Source organism: Lentzea sp. CA-135723, assembly GCF_050936595.1.
GTDB lineage: Bacteria > Actinomycetota > Actinomycetes > Mycobacteriales > Pseudonocardiaceae > Lentzea.
Genome location: NZ_JBNJMK010000001.1, coordinates 4,017,528 through 4,033,877 on the forward strand (window position 1 = coordinate 4,017,528; position 16,350 = coordinate 4,033,877).

The 16,350-nt window shown below is 70.0% G+C and carries 14 protein-coding genes; 4 read left to right on the top strand and 10 right to left on the bottom strand.

The features are described from left to right. Window positions 1–10 precede the first annotated feature (10 nt). Complete coding sequence (locus ACQEU1_RS17855) at window positions 11–595, top strand: alpha/beta fold hydrolase (protein ID WP_433202521.1); 585 nt, start codon at window positions 11–13, stop codon at window positions 593–595. 12 nt (window positions 596–607) lie between these two features. Beyond that, window positions 608–1,873 (top strand): MFS transporter, encoded by a 1,266-nt coding sequence (locus ACQEU1_RS17860; RefSeq protein ID WP_433202524.1) that lies wholly within the window; start codon window positions 608–610, stop codon window positions 1,871–1,873. Here ACQEU1_RS17860 and proB read toward each other — a convergent pair. The 6 genes from proB to ACQEU1_RS17890 form a co-directional block, all read right to left on the bottom strand. After that, window positions 1,866–2,993 carry a glutamate 5-kinase gene (proB, locus tag ACQEU1_RS17865; protein ID WP_433202527.1) on the bottom strand — a complete coding sequence of 376 codons (1,128 nt, stop codon included), beginning with the start codon at window positions 2,991–2,993 and terminating at the stop codon, window positions 1,866–1,868. The genes ACQEU1_RS17860 and proB overlap by 8 nt on opposite strands. Window positions 2,994–2,997: 4 nt before the next feature. Then, window positions 2,998–4,449 (bottom strand): GTPase ObgE, encoded by a 1,452-nt coding sequence (gene obgE / locus ACQEU1_RS17870; protein WP_433202530.1) that lies wholly within the window; start codon window positions 4,447–4,449, stop codon window positions 2,998–3,000. A gap of 139 nt (window positions 4,450–4,588) precedes the next feature. After that, complete coding sequence (rpmA, locus tag ACQEU1_RS17875; protein WP_053735607.1) at window positions 4,589–4,846, bottom strand: 50S ribosomal protein L27; 258 nt, start codon at window positions 4,844–4,846, stop codon at window positions 4,589–4,591. 14 nt (window positions 4,847–4,860) lie between these two features. Next, window positions 4,861–5,172, bottom strand: a complete 312-nt coding sequence (rplU, locus tag ACQEU1_RS17880) for a 50S ribosomal protein L21 (protein ID WP_065913850.1) — start codon at window positions 5,170–5,172, stop codon at window positions 4,861–4,863. Window positions 5,173–5,437: 265 nt separating this feature from the next. After that, on the bottom strand, window positions 5,438–8,479 hold the full coding sequence (locus tag ACQEU1_RS17885; protein ID WP_433202535.1) for a translation initiation factor IF-2 N-terminal domain-containing protein: 3,042 nt from the start codon (window positions 8,477–8,479) through the stop codon (window positions 5,438–5,440). Between the two features lie 213 nt (window positions 8,480–8,692). Further along, a complete protein-coding gene (locus ACQEU1_RS17890; RefSeq protein WP_433202538.1) occupies window positions 8,693–9,418 on the bottom strand; it encodes a TIGR03936 family radical SAM-associated protein in 726 nt (241 codons plus the stop codon). Window positions 9,419–9,623: 205 nt separating this feature from the next. Between ACQEU1_RS17890 and ACQEU1_RS17895 the strand changes: the two genes are divergently transcribed. Together ACQEU1_RS17895 and ACQEU1_RS17900 are read left to right on the top strand one after the other, a co-directional pair. After that, on the top strand, window positions 9,624–11,054 hold the full coding sequence (locus ACQEU1_RS17895; RefSeq protein WP_433202541.1) for a S8 family peptidase: 1,431 nt from the start codon (window positions 9,624–9,626) through the stop codon (window positions 11,052–11,054). Continuing rightward, window positions 11,051–11,788 (top strand): PhzF family phenazine biosynthesis protein, encoded by a 738-nt coding sequence (locus ACQEU1_RS17900; RefSeq protein WP_433202544.1) that lies wholly within the window; start codon window positions 11,051–11,053, stop codon window positions 11,786–11,788. Before ACQEU1_RS17895 ends, ACQEU1_RS17900 begins: the two co-directional genes overlap by 4 nt. Here the strand turns inward: ACQEU1_RS17900 and ACQEU1_RS17905 are convergent. From ACQEU1_RS17905 to ACQEU1_RS17920, 4 genes are read right to left on the bottom strand one after another with little or no spacing between them, the layout of a single operon-like run. Next, a complete protein-coding gene (locus tag ACQEU1_RS17905) occupies window positions 11,778–13,739 on the bottom strand; it encodes a TIGR03960 family B12-binding radical SAM protein (protein ID WP_433202547.1) in 1,962 nt (653 codons plus the stop codon). The two genes, ACQEU1_RS17900 and ACQEU1_RS17905, sit on opposite strands and share 11 nt — an antisense overlap. Before the next feature lie 43 nt (window positions 13,740–13,782). Next, the gene (locus ACQEU1_RS17910) at window positions 13,783–14,628 is read right to left on the bottom strand and encodes an ABC transporter permease (RefSeq protein ID WP_433202550.1); all 846 of its coding nucleotides are present in this window, start codon (window positions 14,626–14,628) and stop codon (window positions 13,783–13,785) included. Next, on the bottom strand, window positions 14,625–15,398 hold the full coding sequence (locus ACQEU1_RS17915; protein ID WP_433202553.1) for an ABC transporter permease: 774 nt from the start codon (window positions 15,396–15,398) through the stop codon (window positions 14,625–14,627). The genes ACQEU1_RS17910 and ACQEU1_RS17915 overlap by 4 nt, the downstream gene beginning before the upstream one ends. Further along, complete coding sequence (locus tag ACQEU1_RS17920; RefSeq protein WP_433202556.1) at window positions 15,398–16,312, bottom strand: ABC transporter ATP-binding protein; 915 nt, start codon at window positions 16,310–16,312, stop codon at window positions 15,398–15,400. Before ACQEU1_RS17920 ends, ACQEU1_RS17915 begins: the two co-directional genes overlap by 1 nt. Between the last annotated feature and the right edge of the window lie 38 nt (window positions 16,313–16,350).

Consider the following 16,350-nt stretch of genomic DNA (forward strand, 5'->3'; position numbering starts at 1 on the left):
CTACTCGCACATGGCTGACACACTGGTGCTCCTGCACCCCGGCGGCGCGGACCCCTCGGCGTTCGGGCCGCAGTACGACGCGCTCGCGGACTTCGCGTTGCACGCGCCACATCGCGTCGACCAGGCCACCCAGGACCACACCGAGATGGCCGGCGAGACCATCAGGTTCCTCGAACGCGTCGGGCCCGCTCACCTCCTCGGGTGCAGCGACGGCGCCACCGTGGGTCTGCTCACCGCCGTGATGCGCCCAGATCTCGTGCAACGCCTTGTGGTCGTGTGCGGCGTCTACCACCACGAAGGCTGGGACCCGGCGACGGAACTCACGCCCATGCACCACCGTTCGCCCGCGCTGTCCGAAACGGACCTGAGCAAGCTCACGAACCGCACGCTCATCATGATCGGGGACGACGACGAGGTGACGCTGGAGCACGCCACGTCCATGTACCGCGCGCTGCCGAACGCCGAACTCGCGGTCGTTCCAGGCACGTCACACGGGCTGCTGCACGAGAAACCCGCGCTGTGCAACGCGATGATCGTCGACTTCCTGACCAACGATCCAGTGGAGACGTACGCCCCAATTCGTCGCCGTGTGTGATTGGGTGCACGCATGGCGGTTACATCGGAGAAGCATCGACTGCCCGTGCGGACGCTCGTCGCATCGAGCGCCGGCAACGCCGTGGAGTGGTACGACTGGGGCATCTACACGGCGTTCAGCATCTACTTCGCCACGCAGATCTTCCCGTCCGGCAACGAGACCGCGGCGCTGCTGAGCACCTTCGCGACGTTCGCGCTCGCCTTCTTCTTCCGCCCGCTCGGCGGCTATCTGCTCGGCCGGTTCGCGGACCTCAAAGGCCGTCGCACGGCGATGTTGCTGACGATCGTGCTGATGTCCGGTGGCTCGGTGGTGATCGGGTTGCTGCCGACGTTCGAGCAGGTCGGCTGGCTGTCCCCGGCACTGCTCGTGCTGGCGAGGATCGCCCAGGGCATGGCGCTCGGCGGCGAGGTCTCGAACGCGTCGGCGTACCTCGCGGAGATCGCGCCGGCGAGCCACCGCGGCCGCTACTCGTCGTTCTTCTACATCTCGACCGGCGCGGCCGTGCTGATCGCGTCGCTGCTCGGGTTCTTCCTGTCGCGCAACCTCGACAAGGCCGCAATGGCCTCCTACGGCTGGCGCGTGCCGTTCCTGATCGGCGGGGTGCTCGGCCTGATCGGGTTGTGGCTGCGGCGCGAGCTCAAGGAGACCGACCAGTTCGAGGACAACAAGGCCAAGGCCGAGAAGCTGCGCAACCCGCTGCTGACGACGATCAAGGAACACCCGAAGGCCGTCGCGCAGATCATCGGCGTCACGCTGCTGTCGACGCTGAGCTTCTACACGTTCTTCTCCGCGCTGACTCCGTTCGCGGTGAAGACCAAGGGCGCCAACGACATCGACGTGTTCCTGGCGCTGTCGATCGGCACGGTGGTGTTCATCGCGCTGCAGTACCCGATGGGCTGGACGGCGGACCGCTACGGCCGCAAACCGCAGATGCTCGTGTGGTCGGCGGCGATGGCGTTGCTGGTGGTGCCGCTCTCCACACTGGTCAAACCCGGCCTGGCGAACCTCGTGATCGTGTTCGCCGTGGGGCTCGGGCTCTACAGCGCGTTCACGGCGATCGCGCCCGCGATCATGAGCGAGCTGTTCCCGACGGAACTGCGCGGGCTCGGCATCGGCGCCTGGTACAACCTGACCGTCGCCGTGTTCGGCGGCACCGCCCCGCTGGTCATCCAGGCCGTGGGCGGCACCGTCTTCTTCTGGTACGTCACGGTCGGCGCGGTGATCACGCTGCTCGTGGTGCTGACCCTGCCCGAGACGAAGGGCGTCGAGCTCACCTAGTCAGCGGCACCAGGTCGTCCGCGTGCACGACCTCGCGGCGATGTTCCAAAGCCAGGTCGTGGCTCTTGCGGCCGATCAACGACGGCAGCTCCGCCGAGTCGTAGCCGACCACACCGCGGGCCACGACCTCGCCCGCGAGGCTGACCAACTCGACCACGTCGCCCGCCTCGAAGTCGCCGTCCACGCCGGTGATCCCGGCCGCGAGCAACGACCGGCGGCGGCCCACGACGGCGGCGACGGCGCCGTCGTCGAGGTGCAGGCGGCCGTTGGCGTCGGTGGCGTACCCGAGCCAGAAGCGGCGGGCGGTGAGGCGGGAACCCGTTGCGGCGAAAGCGGTTCCGACGTCGGCGGTGGTCAGCGCGCGACCTGCCTCGGTAGCGCCGGTGAGCAGCACCGGGATGCCCGCCGCCGACGCCAGGCGGGCGGCGGCGAGCTTCGAGGCCATGCCGCCGGTGCCCAGACCGGACGCGCCGGGAGCGGTGGCGTTCACGCCGTCCACGTCGGACGCCGACGCGACCTCGGCGATGCGCACGGAACCCGGCTTGCGCGGGTCGCCCGAGTAGAGGGCGTCCACGTCGGAGAGCAGGAACAGCGCGTCGGCGCCGACCAGGTGGGCCACCAGGGCGGCCAGCCGGTCGTTGTCGCCGAAGCGGATCTCCTCGGTGGCCACGGTGTCGTTCTCGTTCACCACCGGGACGGCGCCCAGGGCAAGCAGCCGGTCGAACGTGCGCTGCGCGTTGCGGTAGTGGGCTCGGCGCACCACGTCGTCGGCGGTCAGCAGGACCTGGCCGACCGTCAGGCTGTAGCGGCCGAACGAGTTCGCGTAGGCGTGCGCGAGGGTGAGCTGGCCGACGCTCGCCGCGGCCTGCTGGGTGGCGAGGTCGCGCGGGCGGCGGGAGATCTTCAACGGCGCCAGGCCCGCGGCGATCGCGCCGGACGACACGAGCACCACCTGGCTGCCTGCCGCGGAACGGGCCGCGAGGGCGTCGACCAGCGCGTCGAGACGCGCCGGGTCGAGGCCACCTTCCGCCGTGGTCAACGAAGAGGAACCGACCTTGACCACGATGCGGTGCGCCGAGGCGACCGCCTGCCGAGCTTGTGAGACCACGGGGGCCGTCACGGATTTACTCCTCGTCGAAGTCGTCGCCGTAGTCACCGGGCGCGCGGCGGGCCTTCTTCAGGGCCTTGCGCTCGTGGGCGCCGATGCGGTCGTTGCGCTCGAGGCGGACGTCCGTGCCACGGCCGGTCATCGTCATCGCGATGCCCGCCGGCGTGGTCGGCTCCCAGTCGAACACCAGGTCGCCGATGGTGACCTGGCAGCCGGGGATGGCGCCCATCTTCACGAGCTTGTCCTCGACGCCCAGCCTGTTGAGGCGGTCCGCGAGGTAACCGACGGCTTCGTCGTTGGAGAAGTCGGTCTGGCGGATCCAGCGCTCGGGACGGTCGCCCCGCACGATGAAGCCACCCTCGACCGAGGGGTCCTCGGTCACGGTGAAGCCCTCGTCGTCCACGGCGGTCGGCCGCAGCACGATTCGGGTCGATTCCTTCTTCGGCTGGGCCTCGCGGTACTCGCGGACGACCTCGGCCAGCTTGAACGACAGCTCCCGCAGGCCCTGGCGGGACACCGTCGACACCTCGAAGACCGGCAGGCCGCGGGCCTCGATCTCCGGGCGGACGATGTCGGCGAGGTCCTGGGCGTCGGGGATGTCGACCTTGTTGAGGATCACCACGCGCGGGCGGTCCTCGAAGTTGCCGCCGAGCGCCGGGGTGTACTCGGAGAGTTCCTTCTCCAGCGCGTCGATGTCGGCGATCGGGTCGCGGCCCGGCTCGTACGTGGCGCAGTCGACGACGTGCGCGAGCACGGCGGTGCGCTCGATGTGGCGCAGGAAGTCGAGGCCGAGGCCCTTGCCCTGCGAGGCGCCGGGGATCAGGCCGGGGACGTCCGCCATCGTGAAGACGGTCTCGCCCGCGGTGATCACGCCGAGGTTCGGGACCAGCGTCGTGAACGGGTAGTCGGCGATCTTCGGCTTCGCGGCGGACAGCACGGAGATCAGCGACGACTTGCCGGCCGACGGGAAGCCCAGCAGGCCCACGTCCGCGACGGACTTGAGCTCCAGCACCAGGTCGCGCGTCTCGCCAGGCTCACCGAGCAACGCGAAACCGGGCGCCTTGCGGGCCTTGGACGCGAGCGAGGCGTTGCCGAGACCGCCACGGCCACCGGCCGCCGCGATGAGCTGGGTGCCCTCACCGACGAGGTCGGCGACGATCTCGCCGCCCTCGGTCATCACCACGGTGCCGTCCGGCACGCGCAGGACCAGGTCGTCACCGTTCGCGCCGTCGCGGTGCGCACCGGCACCGGCCTTGCCGTTGGTGGCGGAGGCGTGCGGGCGGAAGTGGAAGTCGAGCAGGGTGTGCACCTGCGAGTCGACGACGAGGATGACGTTGCCGCCACTGCCGCCGTTGCCGCCGTCGGGGCCGCCGAGGGGCTTGAACTTCTCGCGGTGCACTGAAGCACAACCGTTGCCCCCGTTGCCGGCGGCAGCGTGGATCACCACCCGGTCTACGAAGCGGGCCACGGAACTACTTCCCTTCGAACGACATGTCCGCGCGCGAACATGCTGCGTACGTACAACTTCAGGACAAACAACGAGGGGCGGAGCCGGGTGACCGGTTCCGCCCCTCGCAGAGGTTCTAACTACGTCGCGGAGACGGTCCTCAGACCGCGACCGGGACGATGTTGACGGTCTTGCGACCGCGCTTCGTACCGAACTCCACCGCACCCGGCAGCAGGGCGAACAGCGTGTCGTCCTTGCCGATGCCGACGCCGACGCCGGGGTGGAACTTGGTGCCGCGCTGACGGATCAGGATCTCGCCGGCCTTGACGACCTGACCGCCGAACCGCTTCACACCCAGGTACTGGGGGTTGGAGTCACGGCCGTTGCGGGAACTGGATGCACCCTTTTTGTGTGCCATGAGAAGTCAGGTCCTCACTTACCGGTGATGCCGGTGACCTCGACGCGGGTCAGCTTCTGACGGTGACCCTGTCGCTTGTGGTAGCCGGTCTTGTTCTTGAACTTGTGGATGCGAATCTTCGGGCCCTTGGTGTGCTCGACCAGCTTGCCGGTTACCGAGAACTTCGCCAGGGCGTCCGCGTCAGCGGTGACGTCAGTGCCGTCGACCACGAGCAGCGCCTGGAGGGAGATTTCGGTGCCCGGCTCGCCCTCGAGCTTCTCGACCTCGACGATGTCGCCGACAGCGACCTTGTACTGCTTGCCGCCGGTCTTGACGATCGCGTACATCAGGACGGAAGTCTCCTGCTACTCGATGGTGACGGGCCATGCGCCAACCAGTCTGGGATTGGTGTTTCCACCACAGGCACCAGAGGAGGCACACGACAGGACCCGTCGGATGGCGGGCCGTCGTCAAGGTTACGGGAGTGGGTACCGCAGGAGCAAACTGGGGTGCCCCGATCGCGTTTCCGCAGGCTGTGCGGTCCCTCACAACCTTTCCGGACAAACAAAACCGGGGCCGCCAGAAAGGCGGCCCCGGTCTCGTTCATCCGCGTCAGTCCTCCTGCACCGGCGGTCCCGCCGGCCGCGACACGGCGCGGCGACGGCGCGTGGTGGTGGTGACCACCGGCGCGGGCATCTGGACCTCTGGCTGCTTCGGCACCTCGACCACGATCGGGGCGGACGCCTCGGTCGCGGCGGGGGCACCGGCCGCGCGCTTGGCCGCACGGCGCCGCGGGCGGGCCGCAGGGGCCTCCACGACGGCCGGAGCGGGCTCGGCGACGGGTTCTGGCGCCGCCACCGGTTCGGGAGCCGTCACGGGCTCCCGCACGGCCTCAGGCTCCACCGCGGGCAGCTGGGACCCGATGCGCCCCGTCACGGCGGGCTGCTGCGAGCCGATGCGACCGGTCACGGCCGGCTGCTGCGCCCCGATGCGACCGGTGACGAGAGGCTTCTCGACGACCGGCTCGGCGACGGGCTCGACGGGTTCGACGAGCTCCTCCGCCGCCTCCTCGAGGACGACCGGGTCGACCTCGACGGGCTCCGGGTCCTCGGCCAACTCGTGCGGCACGTGACCGTTGAGCGCCTGCTCCTCGACCACGACGGCGTCGACGACGGCCTGCGGCTCCTTGTCGCGGCCCCGGCGACGGCGGCGGCGCCGGCCGTGGCCCTCGTGCTCCTGGTCGGCCGCTACCGCATCCTCGGAGACGTCCTCCGGCTCGCCCGGCTCGAAGACCTCGGGCTCGGCCGGGGCCTCGGGAGCCTCGACGGACGCCTCGACGACCTCGGCAGGCTCCGCCGCGTGCTCGGACCCGCCCTTGTTGCGGCGCGACTTGCGGCCACCGCCCTGCGGCTGCTGCTGGCCGCCGCCGTTGCCACCGCCGTGCGAGTGCACGGGCTCGGTGGACACGACGACGCCACGGCCGCGGCAGTGCTCGCACGTCTGGCTGAACGCCTCGAGCAGGCCGGTGCCGACCCGCTTGCGGGTCATCTGCACGAGACCCAGCGACGTGACCTCGGCGACCTGGTGACGCGTGCGGTCGCGGCCGAGGCACTCGGTGAGGCGGCGCAGGACCAGGTCGCGGTTCGACTCCAGGACCATGTCGATGAAGTCGATGACGATGATGCCGCCGATGTCGCGCAGCCGGAGCTGGCGGACGATCTCCTCCGCCGACTCCAGGTTGTTGCGCGTGACGGTCTCTTCGAGGTTGCCGCCGGACCCGGTGAACTTGCCGGTGTTGACGTCGATGACCGTCATCGCCTCGGTGCGGTCGATGATCAGGTAGCCGCCCGAGGGCAGCCAGACCTTGCGGTCGAGCGCCTTCAGCAGCTGCTCGTCGATGCGGTACTCGACGAACGCGTCGTTGTTGCCGACGTGCTTCTTCAGGCGGTCCTGCAGGTCCGGCGCCACGTGGCGGACGTACGAGTCGATGACCTCCCACGCCTCGTCGCCCTGGACGACGAGCTGCGCGAAGTCCTCGGTGAACAGGTCGCGGACGACCTTCACCAGCAGGTCCGGCTCTTCGTAGAGCAGCGAGGGCGCCTTGGTGGAGGTGCTCTCGGACTTCTCCTTGATGACCTTCCACTGGGCCTGCAGACGCGTGACGTCGCGGCCGAGCTCCTCCTCGGAGATGCCCTCGGAGGCGGTGCGGATGATCACGCCGGCGTCCTCGGGGACGACGCGCTTGAGGATGTCCTTGAGGCGCTTGCGCTCGTTGTCCGGCAGCTTGCGGCTGATGCCCGTGGCACCACCGCCCGGCACGTAGACGAGGAAGCGGCCCGGCAGGCTGATCTGCGTGGTGAGGCGCGCGCCCTTGTGGCCGACCGGGTCCTTGGTGACCTGGACGAGCACCGAGTCGCCGCTGGAGAGCGCCTGCTCGATCTTGCGGGACTTGCCCTCGAGACCGGCGGCGTCCCAGTCGACCTCACCGGCGTAGAGCACGGCGTTGCGGCCGCGGCCGATGTCGATGAACGCGGCCTCCATGCTCGGCAGCACGTTCTGCACGCGGCCGAGGTACACGTTGCCGACGATCGAGCCGGTGCCCGACGACGTGACGAAGTGCTCGACCAGCACGCCGTCTTCCAGCACGCCGATCTGGGTGCGGTCGCCGCGCTCGCGGACGACCATCGTGCGGGCCACGGCCTCGCGGCGGGCCAGGAACTCGGCCTCGGTCAGCACCGGGGCACGGCGGCGGCCGGCCTCGCGGCCGTCGCGGCGGCGCTGGCGCTTGGCCTCGAGGCGCGTGGAGCCGCGGATGCTGCGGACCTCGTTCTGCGCGGCCTCGGAGTCGGCCTTGTCGTCGCGCGCGTCCCGCGAGTCGCGCACGTGCACGACGGTGTTCGGCGGGTCGTCCTCGGACGAGACGTCGTCGTCCGCGCCGGTCTTGCGGCGACGGCGACGGCGGCGACGGCGCGTCGAGCTCTCGTCTCCCTCGTCGTCGGTCTCGTCGGACGCCTCGGTCTCGTCGGCGGCCTCGCCCGCGTCCTGCTCGGGAGCCTCGTCGCTCTCGTCGCCGGACTCGGCGTCGGTGCCCTTGCCCCGGCCGCGGCCACGACGGCCCCGGCGGCGGCGACGGCGGCCGTCGGCCTCGTCGTCCGAGTCCACGTCGGCGTCCGCCTCCGCGGCGGCCTCGGCGGCGTCGAGCTCGTCCGCGGCGATCTCGCCGACCGACTTCTCCTCGACGACCGGCTCCTGCTCGACCACGAACGGCGAGACGGGCGCCTTGGGGCGCTCGACCGGCGTGGGGGGCAGGAAGACGGCGCTCGGGGCGGCGAAGAGCGGCGCGAGCGCGGGTGCCTCGAACGCCGGGACCGCGGGGGCCTCGTAGTCCTCGGTGACCTCGCCCGTGACGACGTCGTCCCAGTCGATGAGCGTCTCGGCGACCTTCAGGGCCACGTCGCGGCTCACGCTCGACTGCGCGCTGCGGGCGACCTCACCGAGGTCGGCCAGCGCCGTCATCACGTCCTTGCTGCTGACCTCCAGCAGCTTTGCCAGCGCGTGGACCCGCAACTTGTCCGGCAGGTCCGCCAGTTCAGGGCGTGCGGCAACCACGCCCTGCCCGCCGGTGCCACCGGCAGGCTGTTCCTTGTTCGACATGCAGCTCCTCCACCCCCGGGCGCGTCCCGTGAGGACGCGGCCGCGCAGGGGCCTCTCTTGTCTCTCTCCACCGCTGCTCGCGGCGGGAATCCTTGCCTCGCGCGCAGTGGCGTGGCGCCTCACCGGGCGCACGCTTGCGCAGGTCCCACGACGACGCCGCTGTCAGCGCCGCTCCTCCTGTTTGCGCGTCACGGCTGGAGCGTCCTGCGCTCGTCAGGACTCTCTGTCCTGCTGGAGCGGGTCGACCAGCCTGCCGTCGCCGTCGAGGCGTCCCTGCGCCATCCGGGTTGCTTTCGCAGGTACCGGCGGCACGAGATCGGCCACGACGCGAAGCGCATTCAGCACGTCGTCGGGTCGAACGGTAGGCGTTGCCTGCCGTACGACCGTCATGAGTATCCCACACGGTCGTGACAAAGCGGTGTCATCGTGTCCGGCGTCGCTCGAACGTGGTTCGACCAGCGCCGACACGACCGCGGGCCGCACGTCGAGCATCTTCGTGCCGCTCTTGGTCAGTCGCTCGACCTCGACGGACTCCTCCGCGAGGAAGACCTCCACCGCCTTCGCGAGCTCGTCGGGCGTGACCCCGTCGAGCTCGATCCGCCACTCGCTCGCGTCGATGCGCTCGGTGAGGTTGCCACCGAGAGACTGGACGACCTCGACGACGTCGATGCCGGGTGGCAGCGCCTCGTCGAGCGCGAGCTTGAGGGCCACCGGGTCGACCTTCTCGACCACGGAGACCTCGACGTACTCGGCCTCGCTCGCCACGCCGGTCGGCGCGGCACCCACCCACGACACCTTCGGGTGAGGGCTGAACCCCTGCGAGTAGGCCATGGGCACGCCTGCCCTGCGCAGCGCACGTTCGAACGTGCGAGCGATGTCGCGGTGCGAAGTGAATCGCAGCCTCCCCCGCTTGGTGTAGCGGAGGCGCAGCTTCTGCACGGCGGCGGCCGACGGGTTGTTGGGCAGGTTGCGGCTCAGTGGTGCTCCCGAGTGGTGTTCCGACGGGTGAGCGGTCCCATCGGCGCAGGCTGTTCGTCCATGAGGACGGTACCGTGAACACGATTAATCACGCTCAGCTTGTCTAGATCGTTGCGCGTGGCTACCGTCCGGCTGACTGGACGCCCTGCCTACCTGGAGGTCACTGGTGCCTCTGCTCCACCGCGCCCGAGCGGCGGCGATGACCGCTTTGCTCGTGGCCGGGGTACTGGCCGCGTCCCTGCCCGCCGGCGCAGAACCGGACCTGACGCCCGAGGCTCCCGGCTGCATCCAGCCGGGTCCGCTGCTGCGCTACCTGGTGGTGTTCCCGCAGTCCACGCCCGCCGAGCAGGCCGACGCGGAGATCACCGAGGCGTGTGGCCTGACGACCGTCTACTACTCGCAGATCTCGGTCGCGGTGGCCACCTCGCCCGACCCCGGCTTCCTGCGGCGGATCGGCCCGGAACGCGCGTACAGCGCCCAAGCTGAGAGCGTGTCGAAGCGGTCGGTGAAGCGGAAGAAGGACGACACGGAGCTCTTCCGGCCGTCCGGAGGGCGCTCGGCCGAGCAGTGGGACATGGATCTCATCCGGGCCCCGCAGGCGCACGAGATCACCACGGGCTCCAAGTCCGTCGTCGTGGGCGTGCTGGACTCCGGCATCGACGCCCGGCACCCCGACCTGGTGGGCGCGCTGGCCCCCGAACTGTCCGCGGGCTGCCTGACCGGCAAGCCCGACACCTCGCCGTCCGCGTGGATCCCGACGACGTCGCCGCACGGCACGCACGTCGCGGGCACCATCGCCGCCGCCGACGACGGCAAGGGCACCACGGGCGTGGCGCCGGGCGTGCGCATCGCGTCCGTGAAGGTCGTCGACGACGACGGGTTCATCTACCCGGAGTACGCGGTGTGCGGCTTCATGTGGGCCGCCGCGCAGAACATGACCATCACCAACAACAGCTACTTCATCGACCCGTACCTGTTCACGTGCCAGAGCGAGCCAGGTCAGCGGGTCATCTACGAGGCCGTGCGCCGCGCCGTGGACTACGCGACCTCGCGCAACGTGCTGAACGTCGCCGCCGCCGGCAACGCCGCCGCCGACCTGTCCCGGCCGGGCCGCGACTCGGTGTCGCCGACGAACGGCGAGGCGCAGACGCGGCCGGTCGACTCGACGTGCGTGGTGCTGCCCGCGCAGCTCAAGAACGTGGTGGGCGTGTCGGCGGTCGACTCGGCCAAGACCAAGGCCGGGTACAGCTCGTACGGGCTCGGCACGATCGACGTGACGGCGCCGGGTGGCGATCAGCGCACGCCGAACGGGTGCGTGCTGTCGACCGTGCCGTCCGGCTACGACTACTCGTGCGGCACCTCGATGGCGGCCCCGCACGTGTCCGGGGTGGCGGCGCTGATCGCCTCGACACATCCGGAGGCGGACGCGGTGTCGCTCGGCCGGATGCTGAACGCGCAGGCGCAGACGCTGGCCTGCCCGGACGACTACGACCTCAACGGCACGGGCGTGCAGGACGCGTTCTGCACCGGGTACTCCGAGTACAACTCGTTCTACGGCCACGGGCTCGTGGACGCGCTCTCCGCCGTCACGAAGTGATCGTCCGGGCCTGTCCGCGCGACGGGCTGGGCGGCAGTCCGACGCTGGTGCTGCCGGACGGAAGTTTCAGCGAGGCCGAACGCCGTGCGCTGCCCGTCGAGCACGGCACCTCTCACGCCGTTTTTCTCGGGCCTGAGGGTGCGTTGAGGTTCTTCACGTCCGCGGGCGAGCTGCCGGGGTGCGGGCACGGAACCGTCGCGGCGCTGGCGGTGCTGGCCGCGGACGGCACGCGGGAGTTCACCCTGAGGGCAGGCGGGCGGGCGTTCCTGGGCACGGCGGAACCCACGTCGGCGGGCGTCGAGGCGTTCTTCGATCCGGGGCCGATCCAGGTCCGGGATGCGACCCGTGCGGAACGTGATGCGGTCGTGCGCGCGTTGGGCGCTGACGGCTCGTGCGTGATCGCGACGCTGGGCAGGCCGCGCATGCTCGTCGAGGTGCCGGACGTCGCCGCGCTGACCCCGGATCTTGACCTGCTGAAGGCCGCGACCGACGAGCTCGGACTGCTCGGCTGCTATGCCTACTCAGCCGGAAACCGGTACGTGGCAAGGATGTTCGCACCGTCGATCGGCGTGCCGGAGGACGTCGCGAACGCCAACAGCACGGCCTGTCTGGCGGCTCACCTGGCCGCGGACGTCACCGTCGACATGGGTGACTCGCTCGGCAGGCCCGCCACCATCACGGCCACCGCGTCGGCGGCGGGCGTGATGGTGGGCGGGCTCGCCGTCACGGCGTGAGCGCGGGGTTCTTCACCGGCGAGCCGACCCCGACCGGGGAGATCGGCAGCAGCTTGCGACCGGTCGGGCCGACCTCGATGTCGGTGCCCATCGCGGGGCAGACACCGCAGTCGAAGCACGGGGTCCAGCGGCAGTCGTCCTGCTCGCGCTCGTCCAGCGCGTCCTGCCAGTCGGCCCAGAGCCATTCCTTGTCGAGGCCCGAGTCGAGGTGGTCCCAGGGCAGGACCTCCAGCTCCTCGCGCTCGCGGGTGGTGAACCAGGCGAGGTCGACGCCGAACTGCTCCAGCTCCCGGGCGGCCATGGTGGTCCACCGGTCGTAGGAGAAGTGCTCGCTCCAGCCGTCGAACCGGCCGCCGTCGCGCCACACGGCCTCGATGACGTCGCCGATGCGCCGGTCACCCCGGCTGAGCAGGCCTTCGATGAGGCTCGGCTTGCCGTCGTGGTAGCGCATGCCGATGTTGCGGCCGAGGCTGCGGTCGGCGTTGACGGCCTCGCGGAGCTTGCGGAGCCTGTCGTCGACCACGTCCGGGTCGCACTGCGCGGCCCACTGGAACGGCGTGTGCGGCTTGGGCACGAACCCGCCGATCGAGATGGTGCAGCGGACGTCGTTGCGGCCGCTCGCCTGCCTGCCCGCGCGGATGACGTTCTTCGCCATCTCCGCGATCTGCAGGACGTCCTCGTCCTCCTCGGTCGGCAGGCCGCACATGAAGTAGAGCTTCACCTGCCGCCAGCCGTTGGAGAACGCGGCCGACACCGTCCGGATGAGGTCCTCTTCGGACACCATCTTGTTGATGACGCGCCGCATCCGCTCGCTGCCGCCCTCGGGCGCGAAGGTGAGACCCGAGCGCCTTCCGTTGCGGGACAGCTCGTTCGCGAGGTCGATGTTGAACGCGTCAACGCGCGTGGACGGCAGGCTCAGGCCGGTGTTGGTGCCCTCGTAGCGGTCCGCGAGGCCCTTGGTGATCTCGGCGATCTCGCTGTGGTCCGCGCTGGAGAGGCTGAGCAGGCCGACCTCTTCGAAGCCGGTGGCGGCCAGGCCCTTCTGCACCATGGCGCCGATGCCCTCGATGGACCGCTCGCGCACCGGGCGGGTGATCATGCCCGCCTGGCAGAAGCGGCAGCCGCGCGTGCAGCCGCGGAAGATCTCGACGCTCATCCGCTCGTGGACGCTCTCGGCGAGCGGCACCAGCGGCTGCTTCGGGTACGGCCACGCGTCGAGGTCCATCGTGGTGCGCTTGAAGACGCGGTACGGGACCCGGTCGCGGTTCGGCACGACGCGCTGGATCCGGCCGTCCGGCAGGTACTCCACGTCGTAGAAGCGCGGGATGTAGACGCCACCGGTCTCGGCGAGCCTGGTCAGCACCTCGTCGCGGCCGCCGGGGCAGCCCTCGGCCTTCCAGTTCCTGACGATCTCGGTGATCTCGAGGACGGCCTCCTCGCCGTCGCCGAGCACCGCCGCGTCCACGAACTTCGCGATCGGTTCGGGGTTGAACGCCGCGTGCCCGCCGGCGACCACGATCGGGTCGTCCTCCGTGCGGTCCTGCGCGTGCAGCGGGATGCCGGCGAGGTCCAGCGCCGTCAGCATGTTGGTGTAGCCCAGCTCCGTCGCGAAGCTGATGCCCATCAGGTCGAACGCCTTGAGCGGGCGGTGCCCGTCGACCGTGAACTGCGGGACGTCGTGCTCACGCATGAGCTTCTCGAGATCCGGCCACACCGCGTAGGTGCGCTCGGCGAGCACGTCCGGCAGCTCGTTGAGGATCTCGTAGAGGATCATGACGCCCTGGTTGGGCAGGCCGACCTCGTACGCGTCGGGGTACATCAAAGCCCAGCGCACGGACGCCGCGTCCCAGTCCTTGACGGTCGCGTTGAGCTCCCCGCCGACGTACTGCACCGGCTTGGAGATCTGCGGCAGCAGTGGCTCCAACCTGGGGAAAACAGACTCGACACTCACACGACCAGAGTAACGGCCCTCACTGCCCGCGCCGAATCGGCGGTCAGTCCAGCAACAACTTGCCCAGACGACGGGCCGCGACCACCGTTCCGACGGCCGAGAGCACCGCGAAGTACGCGAGGTGACCGAGCATGCCCCAGCCGACGACGCCCAGCGTGAGGCCGCGCATCAGCTCGACCGCGTGGTAGAGCGGCGTCCACGAGACCACCACCTGCAACCAGCCTGGGTAGACGCTGAGCGGGTAGAACGTCGTCGAGAACAGGAACATCGGCAGCACCGCGAGCTGCACCAGGTCGAAGTCCTGCCACGACCGCATGAACGTCGTCGCCGCCATGCCGACCGCCGCGAACGCGAACGCCACCAGCAGCGCGGCGGGCAGCGCCAGGATCGCCCACGGCGAGAAGACCAGCCCCATGCCGAGCATGACCGCGATGAACCCTGCGGAGTACAGCCCGCCGCGCAGCAACGCCCACGAGATCTCGCCGATCGCGATGTCCATCGGCCCCATCGGGGTCGTCAGCATCGCGTCGTAGAGCTTCGCGTACTTGAACTTGAAGAACACGTTGAACGTCGCGTCGTACACGGCGCCGTTCATCGCGCTGGCCGCGAGCAACGCGGGCGCGACGAACGCCGCGTAGCTGACCGGCTGCCCGTCCGGCCCGGCCACCGAGTCGACCATCTGGCCGAACCCGAGCCCGAGGGACCACAGGAACAGCATCGGCTCGAACGCCCCACCGACCAGCACGAACCACGCGCGCCGGTTCACCATCGCGGACCGTTCGACGAGCTTGCTGGCCTTGCCGCCGTAGAGGCCGGGCGGAATCACCCGCCACAGCAGCCCCACGCTGGCGGGCCGGGCCTGGTCGGCGCGGTCGAGGGTCTGCGTCATACCGCCAGCCTCCGGTGGAAGAACTTCACGCCGAGCACGATCCCGACGGCGACCAACGCGCCGAGGTACGCGATGTGCCCCAACGCCGGTAAGAGGTCCAACGTGCCGAACGTCGCGCCGCGCGCGAGCTCGATGCCGTGCCACGCGGGCGTCAGCCACACGACCGGCACCAACCAGTCCGGCAGCTGGCTGACCGGGAAGAACGCGCCGGTGAACAACGTCATCGGCATGAGCACGAACCGGAAGATGTTGTTGAAGGCCTCGGGCTTCTCCAACGTGGCACTGTAGGCGACCAGCGGCACGCCGAACGCGAGCCCCGCCAGCGTCCCGGCCAGGACCGCGAGCAGGATCCCCGGCCCGGCCGCCGCACCGAGGGCAGCGGCGACGCCGACGAACACCACCGACCGCAGCAGCAACTGCGAACCGAGCCACATCACCTGCGAGTAGAGCACCTGCGCGGGCGTGATCGGCGTGGCCACCATGGCGATGAACGACTTCTGCCACATGAACTGCGACATGACCGGGAACGTCGACTCGAACGTCGCCCCCTGCACCGCCGTGACCACCACCAGCGCGGGCGCGAGGTACTGCAGGTACGGCACTCCGCCGATCAACGCCGTCGACCGCACCTGCGACCCGAACCCGACGCCCAGCGCCAGCAGGAACAACACCGGCGTGAGGAAGCCGGACACGGCCGTGGCCCGCCAGTTGCGCCGGTACCACGTCCAGGTCTTCTCGAACCCGAACCAGCTCGCCTTGAGGGTCTCCATCAGTCCACCAACGTCCGGCCGGTGAGCCTGAGGAACACGTCCTCCAGCGAACTCCTGCGCACCAGGCTCTGCACGGGCGTCACCCCTTGCTCGTGCACTCTCTGCAAGGTCGCCTCACCGTCCTGCGTGTACAGCAGCAACCGGTCCGGCAGCACCTCGACCCGGTCGGCGAACCTGGTGAGGTCGGGTTTCTCCTCGTTGGGCTGGAACCGCAGCTCCAGCACCTCCTTGGTCGAGTACCTGGTGATCAGCTCCTTGGGCGACCCCTCGGCCGCGATCCGGCCGCCGTCCATCACCACGAGCCGGTCGCACAGCTGCTCGGCCTCGTCCATGTAGTGCGTGGTGATGATGAGCGTGACGCCGTCCTGTTTGAGCCGGAACAGCCTGTCCCACAACAGGTGCCGCGCCTGCGGGTCCAGCCCCGTCGTCGGTTCGTCCAGCAGCAGGAGCTCCGGGTCGTTCACCAGCGACCGCGCGATCGTGAGCCGGCGCTTCATGCCACCGCTGAGGGGCTCCACCTCGTGGTCCGCCCGGTCCGCGAGCTGCGCGAACTCCAGCAGCTCAGTGGCCTTCTCCCGGCACTTCTGCCGCGACATCCCGAAGTACCTGCCGTAGATCTGCAGGTTCTGCCGCACCGTCAGCTCGGTGTCGAGGTTGTCGAGCTGGGGCACCACCCCGAGCCGCGCTCTGATCTTCGGCCCGTCGGTCCCGGGATCCATCCCGAGCACCTTCAGCTCGCCCCCGGTGCGCCCCGACACGCACGAGATCATCCGCATGGTCGAGGACTTCCCGGCACCGTTGGGCCCGAGAAACCCGAACGCCTCACCCCGCCGCACCTCGACGTCGATGCCGCGCACGGCCTCGAACGACCCGAAGTGCTTGGTCAGGGCCTTGGCCTCAACGAGGTTGTCCACCCGCCCGACGTTAACGAAGGGGTCCGACATTTTTCACT